The following is a 24,232-nucleotide window of genomic DNA, read 5'->3' as shown; positions in this document are numbered from 1 at the left end:
ATGCATGGAATTTAGTTTGTCGAATATTGTGCTGTTTGCTGTGATTGCCGCGATCATATTTCAATTTTGGCGGATCCGAGCGATTTCCGAGCAAGCAAAAGTTCATCTTGATCGCTACTGCCATCAGCACGGTTTGCAATTGATCAGCATTGCTCGATTTAAAACTCGCTTGATTGTGTATCAGGCAAAACTAGACTGGTATACCCAATTCGCCTTTGAGTTTTCCAGTACCGGCGAAGAACGTTACACCGGGGTAATGACCATGCGCGGTTTAACCATGGCGGATATCGACTTACCCGCGTATCGGATCAATGAGACCTTGTAATAACAAGGTTTAATTGCTGCTTTTTCAGCAAGAGTTTGATGCACCTACAGCAACTTTGATGAGCACTTGGGGTTGATTTGGATTTCTTTAGTCGTTGAATCGAATCCAATACCGTCACCTTGAAGTAAGTGATCACTTTCGTACTAGCCTTTTAAATTAGATACTAACTGCCTAAACCACGTTAAGGCTCGGTCATGTTCGGTATTTTCATGCCAATACATATGAGTCTCTATGGTGGGCATTGTAAACGGCATGGCCAATAAGTGTAATTGCTCATCTTTGAGTCGATTGGCCAACGAAGTCGGGGCGGTTAAGAGCCAATCCGTGTGCTTGATCATCTCTTTAGCGGCATAGTAGTTTTGACAACGCACCACTAATTGCCTCGCCATTCCTTGTTGTTGCAGAATTAAATCTTCTAATACCGCACCGCTGGGGCGATGAGAAACACTCACGTGCTGCGCATCAAAATACGCTTGCTGAGTAGCCAAGTTCACCATCTCGTGATGTTTATCCACTAAAATACTAAAGCTATCATCAAACACTTTCTCATGTCTTACCGGCAGGTTGATCGGCATAGCCACATCAAGCGCCATATCAATATGACCCGATGCCAACGCGCGGGTCAACTGACTGCGCTCCACCTTGACACTGGCAAAGGTAGTATGAGGCGCTTGGTGTGCTAGTAGGTGCGCGATTTGCGGCAACACTGCCGGTTCAATGGCATCATGCATGCCAATGCGAAAATGATGCGTACTGGTCTGGGGTTCAAATTCGCCCCATTGCTGCAGAATTTGTCGCAGCCGACTCAGGTTATCTAAAATCATCGGTGCCATGCGTTGACAAGCAGGTGTTGGTAACATGCGATTTTGACTGCGTTCAAACAATGGATCCTCCAAACACAGACGTAAACGTTTTATGGCATGGCTGACCGCTGAAGGGGTGATATGCAAACGTTCAGCGCAACGCGTCATGTTTTGCTCTTGATACAAACTCTCAAACACTTTGAGTAGGTTCAGATCCAATTGTTGAATTTGTTTTAAGTCAGGCATGTTTGCACCAATATGTGAATAGAATTCATATTACATAGTTAGTTTGTTTCATTTCATTCAAATTAGCAGAATGGTTTATGCTATACCAGTCACATTCATTAATTGGAGCAGCCCATGCATTTCGAACACAGTCAAAAAGCGCAGGATTACTTAGCCCGTGTTAAAGCATTCATGAACGAACACATCTATCCAATAGAAAACAGTGTGTATGCCGAGTTGCATGAACTTAATCCAACTGGCGATTGGCGTAAATGGAAGTTGCATCCGCAAATAGAAGCCTTGAAGCAAGAAGCCAAAGACCAAGGGCTAACTAACTTGTTTTTGCCGGATGAGGAATTGGGTAAAGGCTTAACCTGTCTTGAGTATGCGCCTTTGGCTGAAGAGATGGGACGAGTGCCATTTTCACCTGAGATTTTTAATTGCAACGCGCCTGATACCGGCAACATGGAAGTGCTCTATCACTTTGGCTCTGAGCAGCAAAAACAACAGTGGCTTACCCCCTTGCTTAACGGAGAAATCCGTTCAGTTTTTGGTATGACAGAGCCTGATGTGGCTTCATCAGATGCCACTAATATGGCCGCGAGAATTGAGCTTGATGGTGACCAAGTGGTGCTCAATGGTAAGAAATGGTGGAGCACTGGGCTTGGCCATCCCAACGCCAGATTCACTATTTTTATGGGGCTGTCAAACCCAGAAAATGATCGTCACGCACAGCACAGCATGGTGATTGTGCCATTGGATTCTGCGGGCCTAGAAATTAAGCGCATGCTCAGTGCCTACGGTGATTACGACGCCCCCTATGGTCACGGTGAAATGCACTTTACCGATGTGCGAGTACCCACAGAAAACGTCATTATGGGGCTGGGTAAAGGCTTTGCAATTGCCCAAGGGCGTTTAGGTCCAGGCCGCATTCATCATTGCATGCGCGCTATCGGTATGGCTGAGAAAGCTTTGGAGCTAGCGATCATACGTGGCAGTTCCCGTAGCGCCTTTGGTAAACCCTTAATTGAGTTAGGTGGCAATAAAGAGCGTATTGCCGAGGCACGCATGGCCATTGACCAAGCGCGCTTGCTCACGCTTAACGCGGCATGGAAAATCGATGCGGTAGGGGTGAAACGCGCCATGACCGAAATCTCCGCTATTAAAGTGGTAGTGCCACGCATGCTAGAAAGCGTCGTCGACATGGCCATTCAATTGCACGGTGGGGCTGGCATGTGTAACGACTTCCCACTGGCTAGATTTGCCGCTGGCGCTCGGGCTTTGCGTTTAGCCGATGGTCCTGATGAGGTGCATCAAGGCATGGTGGCGCGCCTTGAGTTGAAAAAATATGCGAGCCAATAATGAACGACACTAAATCAAATCCCAATCCTAAACATATCCTGATCACGGGCGCAGGCTCAGGTTTAGGCAAGGCACTTGCCCTCTCTCTGGCTGGCCCGGGTACGTCTCTTTGCCTTATCGACCAAAATAAAGAAGCGGTACAAAAAGTCGCTGAAACTCTAGCCAAATCGGGGTGTGATACCTGGTTTGAACGCTGTGATATCACCAGCGAAGAAGACATTGCCCAACTCAAATCGACGCTTCAATCCCGCTGGGGAAAGGTCGACCGACTGATCAACAATGCCGGAGTGGCAACAGGCGGGGCGTTACAATATGAAGACATAGAACAGTGGCAATGGGTGCTGAATATCAACCTGCTAGGCTTGGTCAGAATGACGAAAGCCTTGGTGCCTTTGATGTCTGCTGGCGCTAGTATCATTAACATTGCCTCGCAAGCTGGGATAACCCCCATCCCAATGATGGCCAGTTATAATGCCAGCAAAGCAGCAGTGGTAAGCTTCTCTGAAACCATGCATCTAGAACTGGCACCTAACGGCATTCATGTATGTGTGGCCTGTCCGTCTTTTTTCCCGACCAACTTGGACAAGTCCTTGCGCAGCAAGCAGCCAGGCATCGAAAAACTGGTGTCAAAAATGCTCAGCAGATCTGATATCGATGCACACGAGGTGGCGCGGATTATTATCCAGCAAGCCGATGCAAAGAAATTCATGATCGTGACTCATAAACAAGGGAAAACCGCTTACGCGTTAAAACGGTTTTTACCCCAAGGTTATTATTTAGCTATGATAAAACGCAAGACACGCCATTTCGGTCGGATCAAGGAGTCCTAGTGAGCCAATCTAAGTCAAACAAAGTCGATACTGCAGGACAGGTTCGCAGTGGCGAAGAGTTAGATCTAAGTCGCCTCAATCCTTGGTTACTCGAACACCTAGAAGGCATATCGGGACAGCCACAAGTAAACCAGTACGCTGGCGGTGCTTCGAACTGGACTTATTGTCTTAGCTATCCACAAAAACAGGTCATCTTGCGCCGAGCCCCAGCAGGCACTAAAGCCAAAGGTGCCCATGATATGGGCCGTGAGTACCGTCTGCAGAAGGCGCTTAAACCGGTGTATTCCTATGTGCCTGAGATGCTCGCTCATAGTGACGATGACCAGCTGATTGGCAGTGAATTTTATGTGATGGAAAAGCTCACGGGGGTTATTCCCCGTAAGAACTTGCCACGGGGCGTAGAGTTAACTCCTCAGCAAACCAAAGCCCTGTGCACCAAAGCCTTAGACAGCCTAATTGAACTGCACCAAGTCGATTATCAAGCGGCTAATTTGCAGCACCTGGCTAAAGGGTCTGGCTACACTCAACGTCAGATTGACGGTTGGACCGCTCGCTATAGCAAAGCCAAAACCTGGAATGTGCCCAAGGCGGCGTATGTGATGGATTGGCTAAAGGACAATATCCCAAACCATGAACACATTTGTATCACCCACAACGATTTCCGCTTTGATAATTTAGTCCTCGATGCGCAAGACCCAACCCGTATTATCGGCGTGTTAGATTGGGAATTGGCGACCTTGGGTGACCCTTTGATGGATTTAGGTAACAGCTTGGCTTACTGGGTTGAAGCCGGCGATGATCGCATCGCGCAAGGTACGCGGCGTCAGCCTACTCATCTGCAGGGCATGTTAACTCGCCAACAAGTGATAGATTATTACTTGGATAAAACTGGCTTTAAAGTCGATGACTTTACCTTTTATGAAGTCTATGGATTGTTTAGATTAGCCGCCATTGCCCAACAGATCTATTATCGTTATCACCATAAACAAACCAACAATCCGGCCTTTAAACACATCTGGTTTTTCGTGCACTATTTGCTGTGGCGATGTAAAAAAAGTATCAAGCGAGCAACGTCATGAGCGTTATTTATTTAATTCGCCACGGACAAGCCTCCTTTGGCCAACAAAACTATGACCAGTTATCTCCCTTGGGTCACCAGCAGGCAAATCTGTTAGGGCAGTCACTCGCTAGTCGGGTTGGCACATTTGACAAGGTGGTACTGGGCAGCATGCTACGACATAAGCAGACCCTAGATAATTGCCTACCGGCGATGGGACAATCGGTGACGATAGAGGACCAACAGATTGATTCGGGCTGGAACGAATATGATCATCATGACATTTTAGCCCAATTAGGACCTGATTTTTGCGATGCGCAATCTATCGAAACCTGGGTGCGGGCCCAGCCCAACCCGAAAAGCGCTTTCGAGACTTTGTTTAACCAGGCAATGAATCGATGGATGTCAGGCAAACATGATCATGAATATCTGGAGTCTTGGCACGACTATCAGGCACGGATTAAAACGGCATTGCAAAATGTGATAAGTACAAGTAGCGACGCCAATACCATAGGGGTGTTCACATCCGGTGGACCAATCTCAGTGATCAGCCAGCATTTGCTCGGTGTAGATGCCAATAAAGTCATGCATGTGAATTGGACATTGGTAAACTGTAGTTTGACCAAGATTGTTACTACTAAAAATCGAACTTTTGTATCTACACTCAATGATCACAGTCACTTTGAAGGCAAGCATAAGTCGTTAATCACTTATAAATGACGCGTACAATTAGCGCATATAAATATCAGTTAACAATAATCGGTGTGATGAGCACCCATAACAAAAGAAACAGATAATAATGATCAGAAAAAATATCCTTATCACCGGCGCTAGCTCTGGCCTTGGCAGGGGCATGGCCATCGAATTTGCTAAGATGGGCCGCAACTTAGCCTTGTGTGCTCGTCGTGTGGAACGTTTAGAAGAGTTAAAAACCGAACTTTTACGCATCAACCCAGACATTACTGTGTTGATCAAACCTTTGGATGTGGACGATCACGACCAAGTCTTCGAGGTCTTCAAGGCATTTAAAACCGAGATGGGCGAGATTGACAGGATCATCGTCAATGCCGGAATGGGTAAGGGAGCTTCCATTGGTACTGGCTATTTTTATGCCAACAAACAAACGGCCATCACCAACTTTGTGTCGGCGCTGGCCCAGTGCGAAGCAGCTATGGAGATATTCAGAGCCCAAAACGCCGGACATTTAGTGACCATCTCTTCCATCAGTGCGTTTCGTGGTGCAAGACGCGCCATGAATGTGTATGCGGCAACCAAAGCAGGCTTAACCTCGTTAAGCGAAGGATTACGCGTAGATGTGCTAGGCACGCCAATCAAGGTATCCACTGTACACCCCGGTTTTATTCGCAGTGAAATTAACGAAAAAGTGAAAAAGGTGCCCTTTATTGTCGATACCGAAACGGGCTGTAAAGCCATGGTTAAAGCTATCGAAAAAGAAGGCGGCAATAGCTATGTGCCTGTTTGGCCGTGGGCATTCATGCGCTTTGTCATGAAAGTTGCCCCCCTTAGCTGGCTCAAAAAAATGAGCTAAGCGCAAAGCCGGAACTACAAGGTGACCTAATCAGATGCAAGACTCTGCGCTCACGCAACTTGTTCTGCCGCTACTAATCGTCCTTATCATGTTCGGTATGGGACTGAGTTTGGTGGTGGCTGATTTTGCTCGTGTAATAAAAATGCCCAAGGCCATCTTGGCTGGTTTAGCAGGTCAGATACTGTTAATGCCATTACTGGCCTTTGCCGTTGCACTCTTTTTTGAGCTTAGCGCTGAGTTAGCAATTGGCTTGATGATCTTAGCGGCTTGCCCAGGTGGCACCATGTCCAATGTTATTTGTCACATCGCTAAGGCTAATCTGGCCCTATCGGTAACCTTAACGGCCCTTTCCACGCTCATTTGCGTATTTACTACCCCTGTCATTATTGCGTTGGCAGTGGCACACTTCAGCCAAACTCAGATAACGGACTTTTCCATTGTCAGTAGCACAGTGGCACTGATTGTGATCACCTTGCTGCCTTTGTCGTTGGGTTTATTCATTAGGCATAAATTTTCCACCACATCCTTATATTTAGTCCCTTACTTTAGGCGATTCTCTGCGGTATTTGTGGTGCTGATGATCATCGCAATTTGTATTGAAGAGCGTAATACCCTGCTCTCGTCATTCTCATCGGTATTCATGGCCACCTTGGCGCTCAACTTATTGGCGATAGGCATTGGCTTGTTATTAGGCTGGCTGACTCGTCTTAGCGCAATTGACGGCGTCACCTTAGGTATTGAAGTGGGCATTCAAAATGCGGCACTGGCGATTGTTATCGGCGTGTCGCTGCTAAAGCATCCCGATTACGCCATTTCAGCCGGTGTTTACGGCGTTACCATGTACATCGGCAGCTTATTACTAGCCATGCTGGCAAAAAAGGATTGAATTGCAACGGCACAAATACAGCTTGTCGTAACTATTCCTGCAACGGGGAATGAGTTTCAGTAATTTGAAGGAAAGTTCAAACCGTTACTTTATTAAGTTCTAACGACCTATTTCTTTTTTGTCGTTAGCGAATAAGGTTTCAAGCTCGGTTCGACCTTTTTTGCTGATTTCTATCATTTGCGATAAGTCGGAGTTTTTATCGATGACTTGTTGCAGTAATTGCTCGTCGTGCTGTTCAAACATGCTGCACATTTTGCTGGCTTGGTCTTTATCAAATCCATAACTGGTCAACACTTGCTTGGCCGCTTTGATGCCACTGGCAAACATCTCGCGGGTGAATTCTAGGTTTTTGTATTTGGCTAGCTGCATTACGGTAGCGCGGTTACGAGCACGTACAACCATTTTGATATGAGGATAATGTTCACTGACCAAATCGACGATTTTTAACGACTCGGTTTCACTATCTACTGCAATCAGTAATATTTCAGCATGTTCAATGCCTGCGACTTTGAGCAAGTCTAATCTTGTCGCGTCACCGTAAAAAATTTTATTACCGAAGCGGCGCACAAATTCTATCTGTTCAGCATCTTTATCAAGTGCCGTGAATGAGATGTGGTTAGCGGCGAGAATGCGCGCGGTAATCTGACCAAAGCGGCCAAAGCCAGCGATCAAGACACGAGGCTCGTCTGTATCGCGTTGGCTGTCATAAACCGGCGGACAATTACGACTGTTAAACCATAAACTGTGCAATATCACCAAGGGCGAGGTCAATGCCATAGACACGCCTACGATAAGGGTAATTTCACTGGCAATAGTCGGTTCGATAAGACCGGTCAGTGCGGCTTCACCCATCACCACAAAGGCAAATTCACCACCTTGAGATAACATCAGCGCGATCCGCATTGAGTCGGTTTTAGATTGTTTAGATAAGCGCAAAATAGCAAAGATAATGGTGGTTTTAATCGCTACCAATAGCAGTGCTGCGGCAAAGATGAACAGCGGCTCATTGACCAACAACTGCAAATCCAGATTCATGCCAATGGCGATAAAAAACAAGCCTAGCAATAAGCCCTTAAAGGGTTCAATTTCCATTTCCAACTGATGTTTGAAACTGGAGTTGGCCAACAAAATGCCTGCCACGAAAGCGCCCATGCCCATCGACAAACCGGCTTCTTGCATACCCAGCGCCGTTGCCATAACGATCAAAAGCGCCGCCGCTGTCATGATTTCGGAACTCCCGTAATGAGAGATAATCCGCAGAAACGGATTGATCAGATATTTACCAACGACCAACACCGCCACTATGGCTAAGACGCTTATCCACCATGCTGGCGTATCCGCAGAGTGTCCTTGTGATAGCGCTTGAACCAACAACAAGATGGGGATCACAGCAAGATCTTGCATCAGCAGAACCGAAAACCCTTTTTGACCCGGTGCTGTGCGCAATATCCCTTGCTCATTCATTAACTGAATCGCGAACGCGGTCGAAGAAAGTGCCAGCGCCAAGCCAATCACTAAACCGGTTTGCCAGCCTGTATCCAGCATGTAAAAAGTCAATAGTCCAATAACCAAGGAGCAAAACAACAATTGGCCACCGCCGGTGAATACAATCTCACTGCGCATTTTCCACAGCTTTTCCGGCTCCAGCTCCAACCCAATCACGAACAGCAATAGCACCACACCAAGTTCGGCAAAGTGCAGTATAGTTCCCGGCTCAGACACCCAGTCCATTACCGCAGGCCCGATTACCATGCCCGCAACCAAATAGCCTAAAATAGCGCCTAACTTTAAGCGTTTGAAAATAGGGACGGCAACCACTGCTGCGGCAAGAAAAACCATTGATGACGCCAGTACACTCATGTGCGATCCTTATTGTTTGTGGTTGAGGCCAAAGCAACAGGCTAACAATCTAACTTATCTTGGCTTACTCGTACTATGCCCTACTGCACGCTCGCAGCATACCGACTTGGTGATTAGCGTAAGCCTAGCTCCACGTCAGTGATCACAAAATTGCCAGTAAATACTGGATCAGGCATGCCGCTAGGTTCAATTGCAAAATAGCTTTGTTCCTCAGTGGTTAAGCCCTGATACCCGCCAATCACTTGATATAACCACGCTTCGGGATCAAATTCTAATTGTTGCTGTTGATAATATTCCAGCGCAGTGAGGCGCTCGCCGGTATCAATGATCCGACAAAAATAATCTTCTACCGCTTTTTTAAGGCTGTCCTCGGCAAATTCCACCGCACTTTGCTCTTCAATTACGATCTCATGGGCAGCACGATCTGGCTGATAGTTTTTCTGCGGTCGGTTAATCGCGCGTATCGCACTGACCAGCTTTTGCAGCTCGGCTTCATGCTCTATGCGTTTGACATCAGGACTGGCAGGGGCAATGATCCCCGGAGCTTGATTAAACAACATCGGCACTTGTGACAGGCCACAATAATTGACTGGCTGAAAATCAGGACTTTGCTCCATATGCAGCAAAAACCCTTTTAATAAACGGGTGCGCCCGCGCAACTCTCTGAAACGCCCTAATAAGGATAATAGTCTTGCTTGCACAACAGAGAGCTCTTGGGTGACGCGCGAAAAACTGTGTTGCAAAGTGACGATCAAAAGGTGTCTAAGCTCGCGATGGCTTGCGGCAATATTGCTGAGCTCATCGAACTTAAACATTTCCAGTTGATCCAGTAACTCGGATACTTGCGATTGAGCTAATTGGTTTTCACGAATTTTCGCATCAATTGACGACACATAACCAAATTCATTATTGATGCGGCTGAACAACACCCGCACGCTGTTCGATAGCGTTTCGGTTAAACCATACACGTGCTCAGTCAAATCCGACAGGTGCGCTTGTGACTCAGCAAAGCGCTGGTGCTGCAATGCCTCTTTGTAATGTTGTGCTAAGGTTTTTAAACTCGCCAGTGAGGCGCCGATATTAGCATCAATATGACGGGTTCTTTCATCTTGCAAGCTGCCTTCTAATAATTGGCGAACCGCGTTTTTTAAGCGTAAATCGGCATCGTTTTCAGGACGCCATAAAATCCCCTGCTTGATCAAACTGTCAATAACTTTAGCGCTAAACTTGCTCTCATCCAGCGTGCCCGATAGGTACACCTGCATCACCAGATCAGCATGACGGCTCAGTGCATTGAGCAGTTTAACCCCTGCTTGATGCATATTCTGATTCATATCAGACTACCCTGCTGCACTGCACTTTGAGCCTGTTGGGCAAGCGATAGAGACTCTGTTTCATCGATGAATTTGATCACCTCATACAAATACTCCACTTTGCCAGTGGCGATAAAAATCTGTTTATCTTGATTGGGCCGCAGCATATAGCCCAAATCAGTCAGGCGTTTGAATACCTGCTTAATTTGCCCGTCTGTGCTGACACTGGTTGAACCAAACAATTTGTAGTGGGAAATCTTCGCCAATTGCTCGGCAAAAGCAGGCGTATCTTCGATAGTGCCTTGCAATTCAGTTAAGCGGATCGCACTGCCCTGAGTGATCGGAATGTCGGTGCCACTGGCTTGTTGCACCAATAACAACCATTCCACCAGCGGTACGAGATGACCCGATATCTCTTGAAATTGGCTGCTCAATACCCGCCGTTCATTATCGCCCAAACTTTGATAAGCGGCGTAGAATACATCGCCATCAGCAGCGCTGGCCAACGTGCGATTGAGCAGATTTAGCTGCACTTCAATTTTGTCGGCATTCCCGCTGGTTTTCAAAAAACGCCACGCGTCCTCATCACTGACTTGGCAAATAAAGGCGCCGCTGAGTAATTGTTCTAAAATACGACCTTGTTCACTGATCATACATTGGCCTCCTCAGGACGGGATTGACGTTTTTGTAAGCGCTCGGTAATGGCACTGATTTTCGGTTGCACCACTTGGAGTTTGCGGGTGGTTTTGTCAATTAAATAACGATTATCAAACAAAGTAAGCACTTCAGACTCAGGATTAGGGAATGCACCCACCACACTGATATTGTTGTTCTGACAAGCATCAAATATTTTCTTCACATTGGATTGATGCAAGGTGCCCAATTCATCAATCGGCCAATGAATAGTGGTGTTGGCATTGCCACGCAATAAGCGGGTAAAGGCCAGCAGGAACTTACATAAAATAAGATACGCCATACCATGACTCGAAGACTCATTGAGCTGTCGGTCGGTACGAATGATCAGATTTGAATTACCTTCTTTAATATGCAACTCAATGTCTAACAGCTTGCTGATACCGCCACTGAGAGCCGCTCTGCCAAGGATGTCTAATACTCGGCGCATGCTAATGGCATAATCATCATCGGGCAGCTCAACCGCGCCTGTGTCCATCCACGCTTGATAAAGCTTATTAAATTGTGCCAATTCTGGCCAAAATTCCAATTCGGCAATGCGCGAGCGAATTTTCACGGCTGAATCAGAGACCCCATCCAGAAACAGCTCTTCATCGACTTCTTTACTGATGCGCTTACTCTGGCTAGCAATACGTTTATCGATATCTTCAAGTACATTGTAATACTGGGTCAGATCGGCACCAAAAATACGCCCTTGTTCACGCAAGCCATGCAGTTTTTGCGGTACTACTTCGTTGAGCAATTGCGCTAGGTGCACCACCATTCGACGATGCTCAATACTGCGGATCCCTTGGGCATTCACCACCGCACATTCTTCACGAGCCCGCTCCCAGATATCAGCAAGGCCAGTACCCGATTGAGCCGCAATCAATTGATCAAAATGCTCAACATAGACTTTGATATCGGCGATTAAACGCTCTCTGGTTTGCAACAACTCTTGTGCTTCAGAGATACGCTGGCCAATATTCACCGCGTCAGGTTTATCATGCTTAATATCGCCCACGTCTACTTTAGGTAAACGCAACTTTTGCATGCTGCGACTGATACTTTTCACTTCCACGTCTTGTTCGCGGGTCAGTTTAAGCTCCTGCTCCAACAACAGTTGTTGTTCTTTGCAATGTTGTCGCTGCTGTTTAAATTCGGCTTCTTTTTTAGCTAATTCACGTTCTGCTTGGCTGGCAGCTTTTTTGGCTTTCGTCAGACTTTGCTGCCATGTAATTTTGTAACCGACAAAATAGGTTTGATACCAGCGCTCATAGTCTTTGACTTTATGACGGTGGGTGTCGGTGTAAGTAATGTCTTTTTGCAATTGCTTAATGCGCTTTTGCAAACCACCGATTTCATCCACATCAACGCCACGATTGTCCAGCTCGTCAGCCAACCACTGCTCGGATTTCTGTTTGTCCTCTTTGGCAACTTCACGGGCACGTTGCATGTGCTGCTCAACCACACGAATTTTATCTTCGGTGTCACCAATGAGCTGCTGCCAATGGAATTGGTGTTCAGTTTCAGCTTCGCGCTGCTGGTCCTTTATTTCTTGCGTTGCCTGTGCGTACTGAGCCAAACATTTCTTCTGTTCGGCCTCGATACTGCTCAAGCGTTTTTTATTCTGTTGTTTACGTTGTTGCAGTGCTTGGGCGTACTCTTGATACACTTGTTCTTTGTCCTGCTGAGCACGTTTTCTGCTTGCCTCTGCAGTTTTGCAATGACTTTCCGCTTTGGCTTGACTAAGCTCTTGGTTTCGCACCGCTTCACTGGCTTTGGTCAATGCCAGCTCAGCTTCGTTCTGCAACTCCAATGCGCTGCTCAATTGTTGTTGCGCGTCACTCAAGCTTTTTTGTAGGGCCTGTTCGGATTGGGCGTACTCGGGCGTATCTAGACTGTGCAAATCAAGGTTAATACCAAACAGCCCCTGCGCCTTTTTATCCAGCGCAGGTTTTAAATCTTTACGTTTGAGCAGATCTGGGTGAATAACCTTACCCAAATCCTCTTGCCAATTCGGGCGCTCTTTGCGCAGAAATTCCAGCAAGCTGTTCTCTTGTGGATACAAAACCGCTTCAATACGTTCTACTTGATGTTGCGCCTCAAGGTGCTGGCGACGACGTTCTTCCAACTGATTGTTAGCTTTCAGTCGTTGTTGGCTTGCTTGTTGGAAGGCTTTTTGAGCCTGACGAAAGTTTTCTCTTACCGCGTCCTCGGCTATCCCCGCTTCTTTGATTGTCGCATCGAGAATATCCAACTGACTTTGTTCAAATTCATTAAAGCCGGCATTTTTGATGGCCGCGGTAACATCGGCATGTTGAATATTAAGATCGTTTATCTGAGCACGGTGTTCGCTCTCTAGGGCCGCTAGTTGCGCTTGATAGTCTTCGCGGATCAGTTGTAATTTTTGTTGTTCTTCACTTTTTTGTGACGCAACCTGCTGTTGATATTGGCTCTTTTGCTGGCTGAGCTCGTCCAGTTCGAGATTGAGTTTTTCACTCAGTTGGGCCATGCGCTTGTTAAAGCTTGATTCAATATCTTGATGTTTCTCGGTGAGCAGCTGGTAGCGCGTTGACGCAGTTTCTAGCTCACTTTCCCATGCTGGCAGGTGCTGCAAATTGCTTTGCAAGGTGTCAATATCTTGTGATTGCCAGTCGTCATATTCGTTTTCAATCTGCTCTAAATCCGACTCTAGTTTATCTGCATCGGCTTTGGCTACCGATAAGGTTTGATTCAGTGTATCTCGACTTTTCGTCCACTGTGAGTCAAGTTTTTTGCTTTCGAGTTGCGTCTCGTCCAATTTGCCTTGCAGTTCGATTAGGCTGGCAGATAAGGAACTGGCATCCAGCTCCAATTGATGATTCAGTTGAGCCAGTCGCGCCTCAGACTGATTGAGTTGATGATCTGCTTGCTCTAATTTGGCAAATTCTGGACGTATAGCGTCAAACTCTTTGATCAGGTGACATTCTTTAATCCAGTCTTCCACGCGATTGCCACTGAGGCTAGAGCTTGGGGGTTGCACACCGTCCTCTTCTAAAATCGCGGCGATCATGGCTTTGATGGTTTCCATCTTGCCTTCTTTGGAATGCACCGCTTTAGCCAGCTTTTCAATATGACGTAAATGATTGGCTTGGTCGCACAAACTGAAAATACGGGTGTAACCTAATAATTCACGATTGTTGGTACTGTCGTTCAGTACTGCGGTGTCATTTTGCAGTACCGCCCTGAATTCTTTGGTATTTAACAGGTTCGTTACTAGCACGTTGGAACGCTTTAAGCCGCGGGCAAGCTCGTTCATGGTCACACTGCGGTGCTCGCCTGCTTTGTTCTTATACAGGTAGTCGTTTAAGTCGAAAGGCTTACCAATAAAACGATAATTCACACCATTGCCACTGGAGGCCAACACCACCTGACACAAATCATCTTCGTTACGAGCATACTCATAGACGATAAAGCTCGATTCGCGGGGCAAATACCATTTTTCAAAACTATCGCGAGTCGCAGGCACGACACGACTGGGGTATTCACCATAAAACACCGGGATAAGACGCTGCAGCGTGGTTTTACCCGACGCATTAGTGCCACAAATGTTGGTGTGTCCGTTGAGTTTTAATTCGACAACGCCAGGAAGGTGAGTATCGATAAGAATAATGCGGTGTAACCCAGGCATAAACATCCTATTTATTATTATAATTAAGCCAAAGTGCGCAGTGCCCATCACGGTATGTAGAACGGCATGATGAATTTTCTGCAGCTGAGGATTTTAGCGAGCTTTGGCGCAATTTAACACCGAAAAATGGCCTGTAATTCACATCTGGCTGATAAAGCTGAAAATTGTCTGTACTATTAGTCGCTTGTGTTTATCCTTTGCGTCGAATTTTATCAGGGGTGGTGCTTTGAGCGAGCAAATTAACGTTTTTCTATTACTCATTGTTGCAGCCAATGGCGGCTTTATTGCAACGTTACTATTCAACAAAGATCAGCGCACTGTGGCCAACGGGATATTGCTGTTCTTGATTGCATTGTTGCTACTTAAATTGGGCTTTTATATCACCTTCGAACACAACAGCAATGGTCTGCCAAGTTGGGCGTCTGTGCCTCCTTTAGAAGTGTCACTGGTGTTTGGCCCATGCATTTACTTATACCTTACCTATCTGGTGAAACGGCCATCTAACCGTAACGATTATATCCATTTTGTGCCACTTCTAGTGCAGCTCAGCTATTACCTAGTGCTGCACTTATTACCTCCTGAAACAGCGAGTAATTGGGTGTTAACCCATCATCTTGGATGGCTGTCGCATTTCGAATCTTTGCTAACAATAGTGTCACTTACTGCCTACCTGATCTTGAGCTGGGATATGTTTGCTGCCTATCAACACTGGCTCGATGAACACCTCAGCGATGCAGAAAATTATCGCCTTATTTGGCTGCGCAGAATGCTGGGGATCACCTCAGCCTATAGTGTCTTGTGGGCAATATTTACACTCAGTAAAGTTTGGATTGAGTCGAGTTACGAGTCACACTTTCTGTTATTTACCGCACAGGTATTGTTGTTGGGGTTTTTATCTTTAGAAAGCTGGCGTAACTATCAAATGCGCTATCCACGCGTCTATGAGTATCATCTTGAATCTAACGCCATCGACAGTCTTGAACCGCAACTAAGCAGCGCCAATTCAGCATCCCTCAGCGAGGCATGGTATCAACAAATTATCGAGCAACAATGTTGGAAAGAACCTAATCTTAGTTTGGCAAGTTTGGCGGCGCGTTTAGGAACCGATTCAGACTCCTTGTCCTTTGCCCTCAGTGAAGGACGTCAGGAAGATTTCAATGCCACTATCAACCGTATTCGCGTTGAGTATGTCTGCGAGCAGCTGCTGGAAAATCAGCAACAACATGCTAAACCAACTGATATATTGACGATAGCATTAGAAGCGGGATTTAATTCAAAGATCAATTTTGAACGTAATTTTAAACGATTCACCGACACTACACCCGAGGATTTCCTGCGCGGCCTAAGTGAAGAATCATAAGTTCATTTGAAGTCCTTGGCGGCAATAGCTATACCTAACCTAGGTGGCATACTATTCGGATTGCACACTGAACGAAGATAGTTACAGTGATCGAAATGATAAGATTGCGAGTATCCAATACGACTATTGTATCCGACTTGGAGATTAATGATGTTTGGCCTATTCAAAAGCGACCCGATCAAAAAACTGCGAAAGCAATACGATCAAAAACAAACCGATGCCATGCATGCCCAGCGAAGAGGCGACATCAAAACCTATTCCATGCTAACCGCTGAAGCAGAGGCTTTGTGGCAACAAATTCAAAAGCGGGAAGAAAACAGTTAGCAGTGCTTGCACAATTTTGGATTTTTAAAGTTTACTCATTTAGCATTGCTCAACGCACCCCATGTTGATTCGTAGGAGCGTCTAATGTGCAATTAATCATCGTCTATTCTGGCACATAAGGTATAATCGGCTCAGGTTATTGTCTTAAAAGGGTTGTTGATGAAAACACGTGGATACCTACTGTTAATTTGTTTGTTGTCAATTTTCGCGCAAGCTGAAGAGGCTTCAGATTCAGTTGGCCCTTTGGATCCTGCCTATGAGGGAACGCATGGCATGTTAGTGTTTAATGCTGCTTCAGCTCTTTATGCATCTCATATGCCGATGTATCGCAAACCCCACAACGCGCAAATCATCTATAAAATAGAAGCAAGAGACCCGGCGTTAGTGTATTTGGTAAGGGATGCAAATATGGTGACCATCAAACCCGAAAGCTTTAATTTACAAAGACTCATTCGCGGTGAAACGTTAACGGTTAAGGCTGATGTATATATTGGTCATTTTGAACGTGGTGGCAGCCTCACTTACGAGCAAATAGAACTGACATTCAGTGAGCAAAAGTATCTGCGAATGTTAAAGGATCTTGGTGAGCCCGTAACACGCCAAACCTATGATTTGGTGAACCTAAAACGCGGTTCAAGAATGCTCGTACATCAAATACAAAGCGCTCCCAGCTACGATCATATGCTTTTGTTATATGGTGATGTGAATTGCATCACCAATATTGACACGGGTAAACCGGTGCCTTCTGAAAAGATATTAACCGCTAAATTAAGTTTTTGTGGTCCTATGAAACCTTTGTATTATGAAACCCAAGACTTCGCTGAGAATAGTAGTTCTGGAAAATAGGTTAAAAGATCAGATAAAAGAAAACTAAAAAAACTGCACAATCTCTTCACTATGAATGTGCCCTTTGTATCATAGGTTACGCAGTACAAAATAAGCATGATACGTTGCCTAAAGAAAGCGGCGGTCCGACCCATGTTGTAATTCAGTAAGTCGTTATTTTTAACTTTAATTAACGATGAGACAACAAGCGAGCTTTAATTTAAAAGTGCAATAAATCGAGAAAGCAATGAGTTTAACTGCATACAAAAGACACTTCGGCGAGCACACTCTTTTGGGTCCTAAAGGGGTGCTAAAATTATGTCGGGTTCAACACCCTCTACGTGATGCTCCTCTGGACGAAATTGCATTGGGGCAGTTTGATAATGTTTTAAGTCAATGTCGCAAAAAGACATCAACGCTTGGCGGTATTATTGGTGGCACAGTGGCCAACAAAGCGTTGGTTCTAGCCAATCTTGCAACACAAAGTTCTTGCCCTGTAGTGATAGTGACGAAAGACTTCTTTGCGCATTGTGAAGCCGGTGATTTGTCACGCTTGTTCGCCCAATTGGCTCATTACAGTGCCATCTTATTTTTCGACCAGTGCGATGATCTTCTCGACGACACAATATCGAATCACAATGATAACCTTGACAAACAAGCAGTGCTAAAACTCATCGCTTTACGACAAGGTGTTACGCTTTTCTCATTAAGTGATGAGTCGGTAGCCTCTATTATGAAACTGAGATCCCCCTACTTCATTCAACTTGCTGTTGCCTGATCCCTGCGAGTATGGTGTCTAACCATTTAACCACGTTGTTAACCGCGCTCAAAGCGCATACCCAGGAGCGAGCGCGGTATTCTCAACCCCCTTTAACACCTCCAAATTAGCCAACGCAAGCTGACATCCTTGCCCAGTGAATTTATGTCCTTTTGAGCAGTCAACTTGCCATTGTCGAAGCAAATAAGCAGCCAGCGCAGCTCTTACCTTAAGCTGCAACTTTCCATCAGTCATACCATAGTCCATCTGGATTGCTTTGGGCTGAGGAATACTCGGGTGAGCAATTAGGTTTAGTTCAATCTGTTGATGCCACTGCTGATCATATTGTCGACCTTCACAGGTATTGATGCTTTGTTGCAAAGCGGTGATCCCGGTGAATCGCGTACACACAAAATCTCTGAAACTTTGGTGCTTGCGATCATAAGCACGGACATGCCAACGATGACCATTGTTCACTATCGCATGGGGCACAATGACGCGAGTTGACTCGCCAGAACTAACCGACACATAAGCACATTTAATCGGTTGTTTATTATGGATAGCACGCATCAAGGCGGCAATAATTGTTTGATCTGGGTGAATTAGTCGTACCGCATCAAAACATTGCTCAGATGGTTGAATACCACTTGAAATGCCATTACCGAATCCACGACTCAATGAGGTTAAAATCACCTCAGGATCATGTTTGAAAATCGGTTTGAAGCGATCTGTCCGGTGATAACTCTTGGTTTGATGTACTAATGTCAGATTGTCTGGTGCTAGTTCTTTATAGGCAGTGAAGTCACGGGTACTTGCCGCCAAACCGGTTTTAAATCGCTGAATAAGATCCGTTCTGGCGATGTGACCAAAATATTGCAAGCTAAAATCAATGAAAGCTAAACGTTCGCGTTGCGCATGAGTAAACTGATTAAGTTGATCTGACATTGTGTGACTCTTGAAATCTGAAAGTGTATTGAGTGTATTCTTAAAACAAGAAAGATGCAATCATTATGATGCCATCATTATGATTCAGCATGTGCTGGTAAAAAAATAATCAAATAAATTAAACTTTTTGCGCAGATTGAGCGTCGTACTTATAGGCAGTCGTGAGTAAACATGCGATTCGCCTCTGGTAGCCTAGTGAACTACCAGCACTTTCTGGGCCGCGACATTAATCGTACGCGGCTTTTTTATGCAACATAATGTTGCTCCACCTGAACTCTGGTTACTTAGCTTGCTAAACGTTTAGATACGGCGGATAAACACAGGTTCAAATGTTCGGCGATAAAGTCAAAGTGGGCAAAATCTTGCGCTGTGAAAGTATGAGTGCGATCCAAGTATTGTGAGGACAGTACGCCGACATTTTTCTGATTTATCTTTATCGGCGATAAACACAATATGCCCGACTCAATAAATTGTTCTGATTCTATAGTCATATAGTCACGCCACTGCGCATCATGAAAATCATGAATAAAAATTGGTGATTCATGTTCCAGAGTATGTGTCATGACATTGCTTCCCTGATCCAACGAAAATTCCCGATAAAATCGCACGGGCTCACCTTCTTCATCTACTGTTAATCGGCAATCTAATTGGGTTTTGTCTGGACTTATCACCCAAAAAGTACTGCGATGAAAATGAAAAATCTGCGCAAGATGAGTCATAGTGGCATTTAAAAACTCGTTAATACTGCGGCTTGTTTTTGTCAAACCTGACAATGCTTTTACCGCATGAAGTACTTTTAGCTCAACTGACAGTTCGACTCGTTGTTTGTGAATGACGGCAGTGCTTGTGCCGAAATCTTGCGGCTTTGGTAATGGTTTGAGATAGCCTTCAAGCACCGAGGCTTTATATGATCCGAGTAACTCAATCGCAATCTTACGGGTCGATTCGATCTTGGCTTTAACCTTTGCCTCACTCACTCCCATCACTTTGCCAACATCTTTAATAATTTGATCAAAACGTGCTCGGTTTTTTGGTGGAGAGCCTATCGCTTCGCTTAACTGATTAGATAAGCTAATAATATTCATTTCTTTCGTGCGGCTGCTGGGTTGATCCAAAGACTTAATTAATAATTCGCCAAGATTCCACGTGCGGGCTAAGCCAATACTTAATTCTTTGAATTTTATTCCGGCAGTATTTGCACAATATTGCTCAAAAGCCAATTTTGGCATGCCTGATTTTTGGATGAGCTCTCGTGTTAACGAATTACCCGTGCTCCAAAAGGAAGTTTCGCCAATGTTATACATCATGGCTGCGAGATACACTTCTTCTTGGGTATTTTCCTCGTAATCCGGCACCATCATTTTTGCCAACAAACCCGCGTAAAAGGCGTTTGCCATAAGTTTCATTAAACGCTCATACACTTCAGGCACAAGATGTTTAGAATTCAGCAGACCTTCAAGTACTTTGGCGGTTAAGCAAATATTTTTAACCGCATGTACGCCTAAAAAGATAGAGGCCCGAGACACTGTCGTTACTTTTTTAATAGGCGAGCGACTAGAGCTATTGGCGACTTTGATAAGACAAGATGACAAGGCTTGATCGTGTAAAATGATTTTGCTGAGTTTGGGAATGGATGAGCGATCATCATTGGAAAATTTATCCAAGATACCGGCAATAGACGTGATTGCGGGCAGTTCCTCTTTGGCCAATAAGGCTACCCATTGAGAAGAAGTCAGTTTCGGCTTTTCACGCATATTAAATCCCAACGCCGTAATCGAAGGCCAAAGATTGTTCGAAATACGAACATAATTATTTTAAATCAAATAGTTACTTTATAAATCGGGTAACTTTCGATTGTTCAGATTAGCCTAGTCTGGGTAGACAGAGCAAGTTTAATGTGATGCAAACAAACAGAAAACACCTTGCTCAATCGGAACACCAAGTGCTTTGTGTTGACCTATAGTGATGAATGAACGTAATCCAATAGCCTGTTCTTATCTACCTATGTTTGACGTTCATAAGTATTAGCCAAAAACACCACATTTTAGCAAAATCACCTTCTATGAAATCGGAATGAAAATATAACACATTGAATTTTATATCATTTTTATTTGGAACAGACTTTGCTCTTTACAGTGTATTCGGTGTCACATGATGTGATTGCTGATCTTTAAGGAGAATTAAATTATGTTTAGCTTTTTATGTGCTGTGGTGTTCTTTTTCTTTTGGATTATTCCCATTGTGGCAATAGCGGTATCTGATCGAACAAACGGTGGCGAGAAGCTGGCTTGGCTATTAGCGGTCATTTTTGTTTCTTGGTTCGCATGGATATTTTACTTATTACTAGCCCCTCTTAAATCCACCCGCTATAGCGTCTAACGTATTTATTTGGCGAGCTACTTTATTATCCTACAGTTCAGGTTACTTAAAGTTAGCTCGCTTTGCTCTTTGTGCTTTTTAGCCTGCTATTGTGCTATTCGCTTGATTTGCTTTTGTCATGCGATCAAAATCAGGTTTACACACTATACCGGCTAGATTGTCGACAATTGACCTACAGTAACTTGATTATTTAACCTTTCACCTCTATATTGTCGACATTATTTTTAACTCACTTGGTTAATTATCCGTTTTGACACCTGCTCAATCCCCGATTACATCTGCCGATAAGACCTTTTTTCAGTTGCGTACTGACATTGTTGAAGGCGTCATTGCGGCTGGTACTAAATTGAGCGAGACCGAATTATCGACAAATTACGGCGTGAGCCGGGCTGTGATCCGCGAAGCAATCAATCGTCTCGTCGCTTGTCACATAGTAGAGCGTCGCGCCAATGTAGGAGCTCGGGTAGTAAACCTAACCACTGAAGGTCTTATCGAGCTCTATCAAATTAGAGAATCTCTAGAGGGCATGGCCGCGCGTTTAGCAGCAAGCAACATGACCGACACTGAAATTAGCAATCTAGAAAGCTTACTCAACGATCACTTTGAAGAAGTGAAGCAAGGTCACTCTTATTATCAAGAAGCCGGAGATGTGGATTTTCATTATCGGATTATACTTGGTTGTAAAAATAACCATCTTATCTCTATGCTGACTGATGGTATTTACCATTTGGTGCGCATGTACCGCGTGCAATTGGGTATGGCGGGCCCACGAGTTTCAACGGCCTTTGATGAACATAAACACATTGTTCAAGCCATCGCTAACCGCGACGGTGAGCTAGCTGAAATATTAATGCGTAGACACATACTCTATTCGAAAAACAATATTCAAAAGAAACTGTTATAAATTTTGACTCAGGTCATCCCATCTAATTAAAGCGAGGAATACAATGAGCGCTGGAAAATCGTTTCGACAGGCACTTGCCGATAACAAGCCACTGCAAATAGTCGGCACTATCAATGCTTATTCAGCCATGATGGCTAAGCAAATTGGCCACAAAGCTATTTATTTATCTGGTGGTGGTGTGGCTAATGCCTCTTATGGTTTGCCTGATCTAGGTATGACGTCGTTGAATGACGTGCTAGTTGATGTGCAGCGCATTACTGCGGCTTGTGACCTGCCGTTAATGGTCGATATTGATACCGGCTGGGGCGGTGCGTTTAATATTGCTAAAACCATTAAAGATATGCAAAAAGCTGGCGCGGCGGCAGTGCATATGGAAGATCAAGTGGCGCAAAAGCGCTGCGGCCACCGTCCAAACAAAGAAATCGTATCCATTGAAGAAATGGTTGACCGGATCAAAGCCGCCGTCGATGCGCGCACCGATCCTGATTTCTTCATTATGGCCAGAACCGATGCTTTTGCTCAAGAAGGCTTAGACGCAGCGATTGAACGTGCCAAAGCTTATGTGCAAGCCGGTGCCGATGGCATTTTCGCTGAAGCGATTCAAACCGAAGAACACTATCGCGCCTTCAGTGAAGCGCTTGATGTGCCGATTTTGGCTAACATTACTGAGTTTGGTAAAACCGAACTTTGGAATACCCAGCAGTTAGGTGAATGGGGCGTGGATATGGTGTTGTATCCCCTGAGTGCATTTAGAGCAATGAACAAAGCGGCAGAAAATGTATACACCGCCATTTTGGAAAAAGGTGATCAGAAATCCGTTATCGACACAATGCAAACTAGAATGGAACTATATGATTACTTGGGTTATCACGACTACGAACAAAAACTCGACAATTTGTTCTCCCAAGGTAAAAACAAGTAGATAGCCCTTTAGCCAAAAATTAACAATAGAATTCAAAGAGTAGGACGTAAACATGGTTGATAAAAAATTAAGCGGCGCCGGATTACGCGGTCAAAGTGCAGGCGAAACCGCATTATGCACCGTAGGTAAATCGGGTTCTGGACTGACTTATCGCGGTTATGACATTTCCGATTTGGCTGATAATGCGACATTCGAAGAGGTGGCTTATCTGCTTTTCAAAGGCGAGTTACCCAATCAAGCGCAATTAGATGAATACAAAAATACCTTAAAAGCAAAACGCGATCTGCCCGAAGCGCTAAAAACTGTGCTTAAACTGATCCCCGCAGACGCTCATCCAATGGATGTGATGCGCACCGGTTGTTCATTTTTAGGTAACCTTGAACCTGAGCAAGACTTTGAACAACAACAGCAAGCAGCAGATCGTTTGCTTGCCGCCTTCCCAGCCATTATGTGTTACTGGTACCGCTTCACACATGACAATGTTGAAATTGATTGCGCGACTGACGAAGATTCAATTGCCGGTCATTTTTTAAAACTATTAACCGGCAACACCCCCTCGAAACAACACGAACGTGTAATGGACGTGTCGTTAATTTTGTATGCAGAGCATGAGTTTAATGCCTCTACTTTTACTGCCCGTGTTTGTGCATCTACCTTATCTGACATGTACTCTTGTATCACAGGTGCGATTGGTTCACTGCGAGGTCCATTGCATGGTGGCGCAAATGAAGCGGCGATGGATATGATCCAGAAGTTTTCGTCACCTCAAGACGCTAAAGAAAAAATGGCGGAAATGTTGGCCCGTAAAGAGAAAATCATGGGCTTTGGTCATGCCATCTATCGTGAGTCTGATCCGCGCAACGTGATCATTAAAGCGTGGTCTGAAAAGCTCGCTCATGAATTTGGTGACACTAGCCTTTATGATATCTCTGTTGCCTGCGAAGAATTCATGTGGGATACCAAGAAACTATTTTGTAATGCGGACTTCTTCCATGCGTCTGCTTACCATTTTATGGGTATTCCGACTAAGTTATTCACGCCTATCTTTGTCTGTTCAAGACTAACAGGCTGGGCGGCTCACGTGATGGAACAACGCAGCAACAATCGCATAATCCGTCCAAGCGCTGACTACACCGGTGAAGAGCCGCGCAAAGTGCCGCCCATTAGCCAGCGATAAACTACACTTTTCGGCACGACCGAATAAATGTAGAGACACAAACCGCTAAATCCACAAGGTCTGTTATTAAACAGGCCTTGTGTC

Annotated in this window: 22 protein-coding genes; 15 read left to right on the top strand and 7 right to left on the bottom strand. The window is 45.1% G+C overall.

All coding sequences use genetic code 11. From position 1 onward, the window contains the following. The first annotated feature begins 4 nt into the window (after nt 1-4). The gene (locus ABD036_RS08250) at nt 5-325 is read left to right on the top strand and encodes a DUF3301 domain-containing protein (RefSeq protein ID WP_343858557.1); all 321 of its coding nucleotides are present in this window, start codon (nt 5-7) and stop codon (nt 323-325) included. Nucleotides 326-468: 143 nt separating this feature from the next. On the opposite strand, the gene ABD036_RS08245 is transcribed toward ABD036_RS08250, so the two are convergent. Then, nucleotides 469-1,374 (bottom strand): LysR family transcriptional regulator, encoded by a 906-nt coding sequence (locus tag ABD036_RS08245; protein ID WP_343858555.1) that lies wholly within the window; start codon nt 1,372-1,374, stop codon nt 469-471. 114 nt (nt 1,375-1,488) lie between these two features. Between ABD036_RS08245 and ABD036_RS08240 the strand changes: the two genes are divergently transcribed. The 6 genes from ABD036_RS08240 to ABD036_RS08215 all read left to right on the top strand — a co-directional run bounded on the left by ABD036_RS08240 (nt 1,489) and on the right by ABD036_RS08215 (nt 7,037). Further along, entirely contained in the window at nt 1,489-2,715 is a 1,227-nt protein-coding gene (locus ABD036_RS08240) for an acyl-CoA dehydrogenase family protein (protein WP_343858553.1), read from the top strand. Next, on the top strand, nt 2,715-3,545 hold the full coding sequence (locus ABD036_RS08235; RefSeq protein ID WP_343858550.1) for an SDR family oxidoreductase: 831 nt from the start codon (nt 2,715-2,717) through the stop codon (nt 3,543-3,545). The genes ABD036_RS08240 and ABD036_RS08235 overlap by 1 nt, the downstream gene beginning before the upstream one ends. After that, nucleotides 3,545-4,624: a phosphotransferase family protein gene (locus ABD036_RS08230; RefSeq protein WP_343858548.1), complete on the top strand. Its 1,080-nt coding sequence runs from the start codon at nt 3,545-3,547 to the stop codon at nt 4,622-4,624. The genes ABD036_RS08235 and ABD036_RS08230 overlap by 1 nt, the downstream gene beginning before the upstream one ends. Continuing rightward, nucleotides 4,621-5,322 (top strand): histidine phosphatase family protein, encoded by a 702-nt coding sequence (locus ABD036_RS08225; RefSeq protein WP_343858546.1) that lies wholly within the window; start codon nt 4,621-4,623, stop codon nt 5,320-5,322. The genes ABD036_RS08230 and ABD036_RS08225 overlap by 4 nt, the downstream gene beginning before the upstream one ends. Nucleotides 5,323-5,401: 79 nt before the next feature. After that, a complete protein-coding gene (locus ABD036_RS08220) occupies nt 5,402-6,151 on the top strand; it encodes an SDR family oxidoreductase (RefSeq protein ID WP_343858543.1) in 750 nt (249 codons plus the stop codon). 34 nt (nt 6,152-6,185) lie between these two features. Continuing rightward, complete coding sequence (locus tag ABD036_RS08215; protein ID WP_343858540.1) at nt 6,186-7,037, top strand: bile acid:sodium symporter family protein; 852 nt, start codon at nt 6,186-6,188, stop codon at nt 7,035-7,037. 99 nt (nt 7,038-7,136) lie between these two features. Here the strand turns inward: ABD036_RS08215 and ABD036_RS08210 are convergent, their stop codons facing one another. From ABD036_RS08210 to ABD036_RS08195, 4 genes are all read right to left on the bottom strand, one after another. Next, nucleotides 7,137-8,897, bottom strand: a complete 1,761-nt coding sequence (locus ABD036_RS08210; protein WP_343858539.1) for a monovalent cation:proton antiporter-2 (CPA2) family protein — start codon at nt 8,895-8,897, stop codon at nt 7,137-7,139. Nucleotides 8,898-9,010: 113 nt separating this feature from the next. Beyond that, nucleotides 9,011-10,231 carry a phosphoenolpyruvate carboxylase gene (locus tag ABD036_RS08205; protein WP_343858537.1) on the bottom strand — a complete coding sequence of 407 codons (1,221 nt, stop codon included), beginning with the start codon at nt 10,229-10,231 and terminating at the stop codon, nt 9,011-9,013. Beyond that, nucleotides 10,228-10,863, bottom strand: coding sequence for a hypothetical protein (locus tag ABD036_RS08200; RefSeq protein ID WP_343858535.1), 636 nt, complete (start codon nt 10,861-10,863; stop codon nt 10,228-10,230). Before ABD036_RS08200 ends, ABD036_RS08205 begins: the two co-directional genes overlap by 4 nt. Then, complete coding sequence (locus ABD036_RS08195) at nt 10,860-14,555, bottom strand: ATP-binding protein (protein WP_343858534.1); 3,696 nt, start codon at nt 14,553-14,555, stop codon at nt 10,860-10,862. The genes ABD036_RS08200 and ABD036_RS08195 overlap by 4 nt, the downstream gene beginning before the upstream one ends. A 226-nt stretch (nt 14,556-14,781) precedes the next feature. Between ABD036_RS08195 and ABD036_RS08190 the strand changes: the two genes are divergently transcribed. The 4 genes from ABD036_RS08190 (at nt 14,782) to ABD036_RS08175 (ending at nt 17,842) form a co-directional block, all read left to right on the top strand. Then, nucleotides 14,782-15,915 carry an AraC family transcriptional regulator gene (locus ABD036_RS08190; RefSeq protein WP_343858533.1) on the top strand — a complete coding sequence of 378 codons (1,134 nt, stop codon included), beginning with the start codon at nt 14,782-14,784 and terminating at the stop codon, nt 15,913-15,915. 150 nt (nt 15,916-16,065) lie between these two features. After that, on the top strand, nt 16,066-16,239 hold the full coding sequence (locus tag ABD036_RS08185; protein WP_343858701.1) for a DUF6435 family protein: 174 nt from the start codon (nt 16,066-16,068) through the stop codon (nt 16,237-16,239). A gap of 159 nt (nt 16,240-16,398) precedes the next feature. Beyond that, nucleotides 16,399-17,085, top strand: a complete 687-nt coding sequence (locus ABD036_RS08180) for a hypothetical protein (RefSeq protein ID WP_343858532.1) — start codon at nt 16,399-16,401, stop codon at nt 17,083-17,085. A gap of 226 nt (nt 17,086-17,311) precedes the next feature. Beyond that, nucleotides 17,312-17,842, top strand: coding sequence for a hypothetical protein (locus ABD036_RS08175; RefSeq protein WP_343858530.1), 531 nt, complete (start codon nt 17,312-17,314; stop codon nt 17,840-17,842). A 48-nt stretch (nt 17,843-17,890) separates the two neighbouring features. On the opposite strand, the gene ABD036_RS08170 is transcribed toward ABD036_RS08175, so the two are convergent. Together ABD036_RS08170 and ABD036_RS08165 are read right to left on the bottom strand one after the other, a co-directional pair. Further along, nucleotides 17,891-18,766, bottom strand: a complete 876-nt coding sequence (locus ABD036_RS08170; RefSeq protein WP_343858529.1) for a WYL domain-containing protein — start codon at nt 18,764-18,766, stop codon at nt 17,891-17,893. A gap of 284 nt (nt 18,767-19,050) precedes the next feature. Continuing rightward, entirely contained in the window at nt 19,051-20,520 is a 1,470-nt protein-coding gene (locus ABD036_RS08165; RefSeq protein ID WP_343858527.1) for an HDOD domain-containing protein, read from the bottom strand. Between the two features lie 433 nt (nt 20,521-20,953). Here ABD036_RS08165 and ABD036_RS08160 point away from each other — a divergent pair, with 433 nt between their 5' ends. The 4 genes from ABD036_RS08160 (at nt 20,954) to prpC (ending at nt 24,148) form a co-directional block, all read left to right on the top strand. Further along, entirely contained in the window at nt 20,954-21,145 is a 192-nt protein-coding gene (locus ABD036_RS08160) for a PLDc N-terminal domain-containing protein (RefSeq protein WP_343858525.1), read from the top strand. 250 nt (nt 21,146-21,395) lie between these two features. Further along, nucleotides 21,396-22,049 carry a GntR family transcriptional regulator gene (locus ABD036_RS08155; RefSeq protein WP_425542561.1) on the top strand — a complete coding sequence of 218 codons (654 nt, stop codon included), beginning with the start codon at nt 21,396-21,398 and terminating at the stop codon, nt 22,047-22,049. A 43-nt stretch (nt 22,050-22,092) separates the two neighbouring features. Beyond that, a complete protein-coding gene (prpB, locus tag ABD036_RS08150; RefSeq protein WP_343858522.1) occupies nt 22,093-22,971 on the top strand; it encodes a methylisocitrate lyase in 879 nt (292 codons plus the stop codon). A gap of 52 nt (nt 22,972-23,023) precedes the next feature. Further along, nucleotides 23,024-24,148, top strand: coding sequence for a bifunctional 2-methylcitrate synthase/citrate synthase (gene prpC, locus ABD036_RS08145; RefSeq protein WP_343858520.1), 1,125 nt, complete (start codon nt 23,024-23,026; stop codon nt 24,146-24,148). Nucleotides 24,149-24,232: the final 84 nt, after the last annotated feature.

It is taken from the genome of Aliiglaciecola litoralis (assembly GCF_039523355.1).
In the GTDB taxonomy this organism is placed as follows: Bacteria; Pseudomonadota; Gammaproteobacteria; order Enterobacterales; family Alteromonadaceae; genus Aliiglaciecola; species Aliiglaciecola litoralis.
Note: the sequence above shows the minus strand (reverse complement) of the source record. Positions and strands in the feature narration are given on the sequence as shown.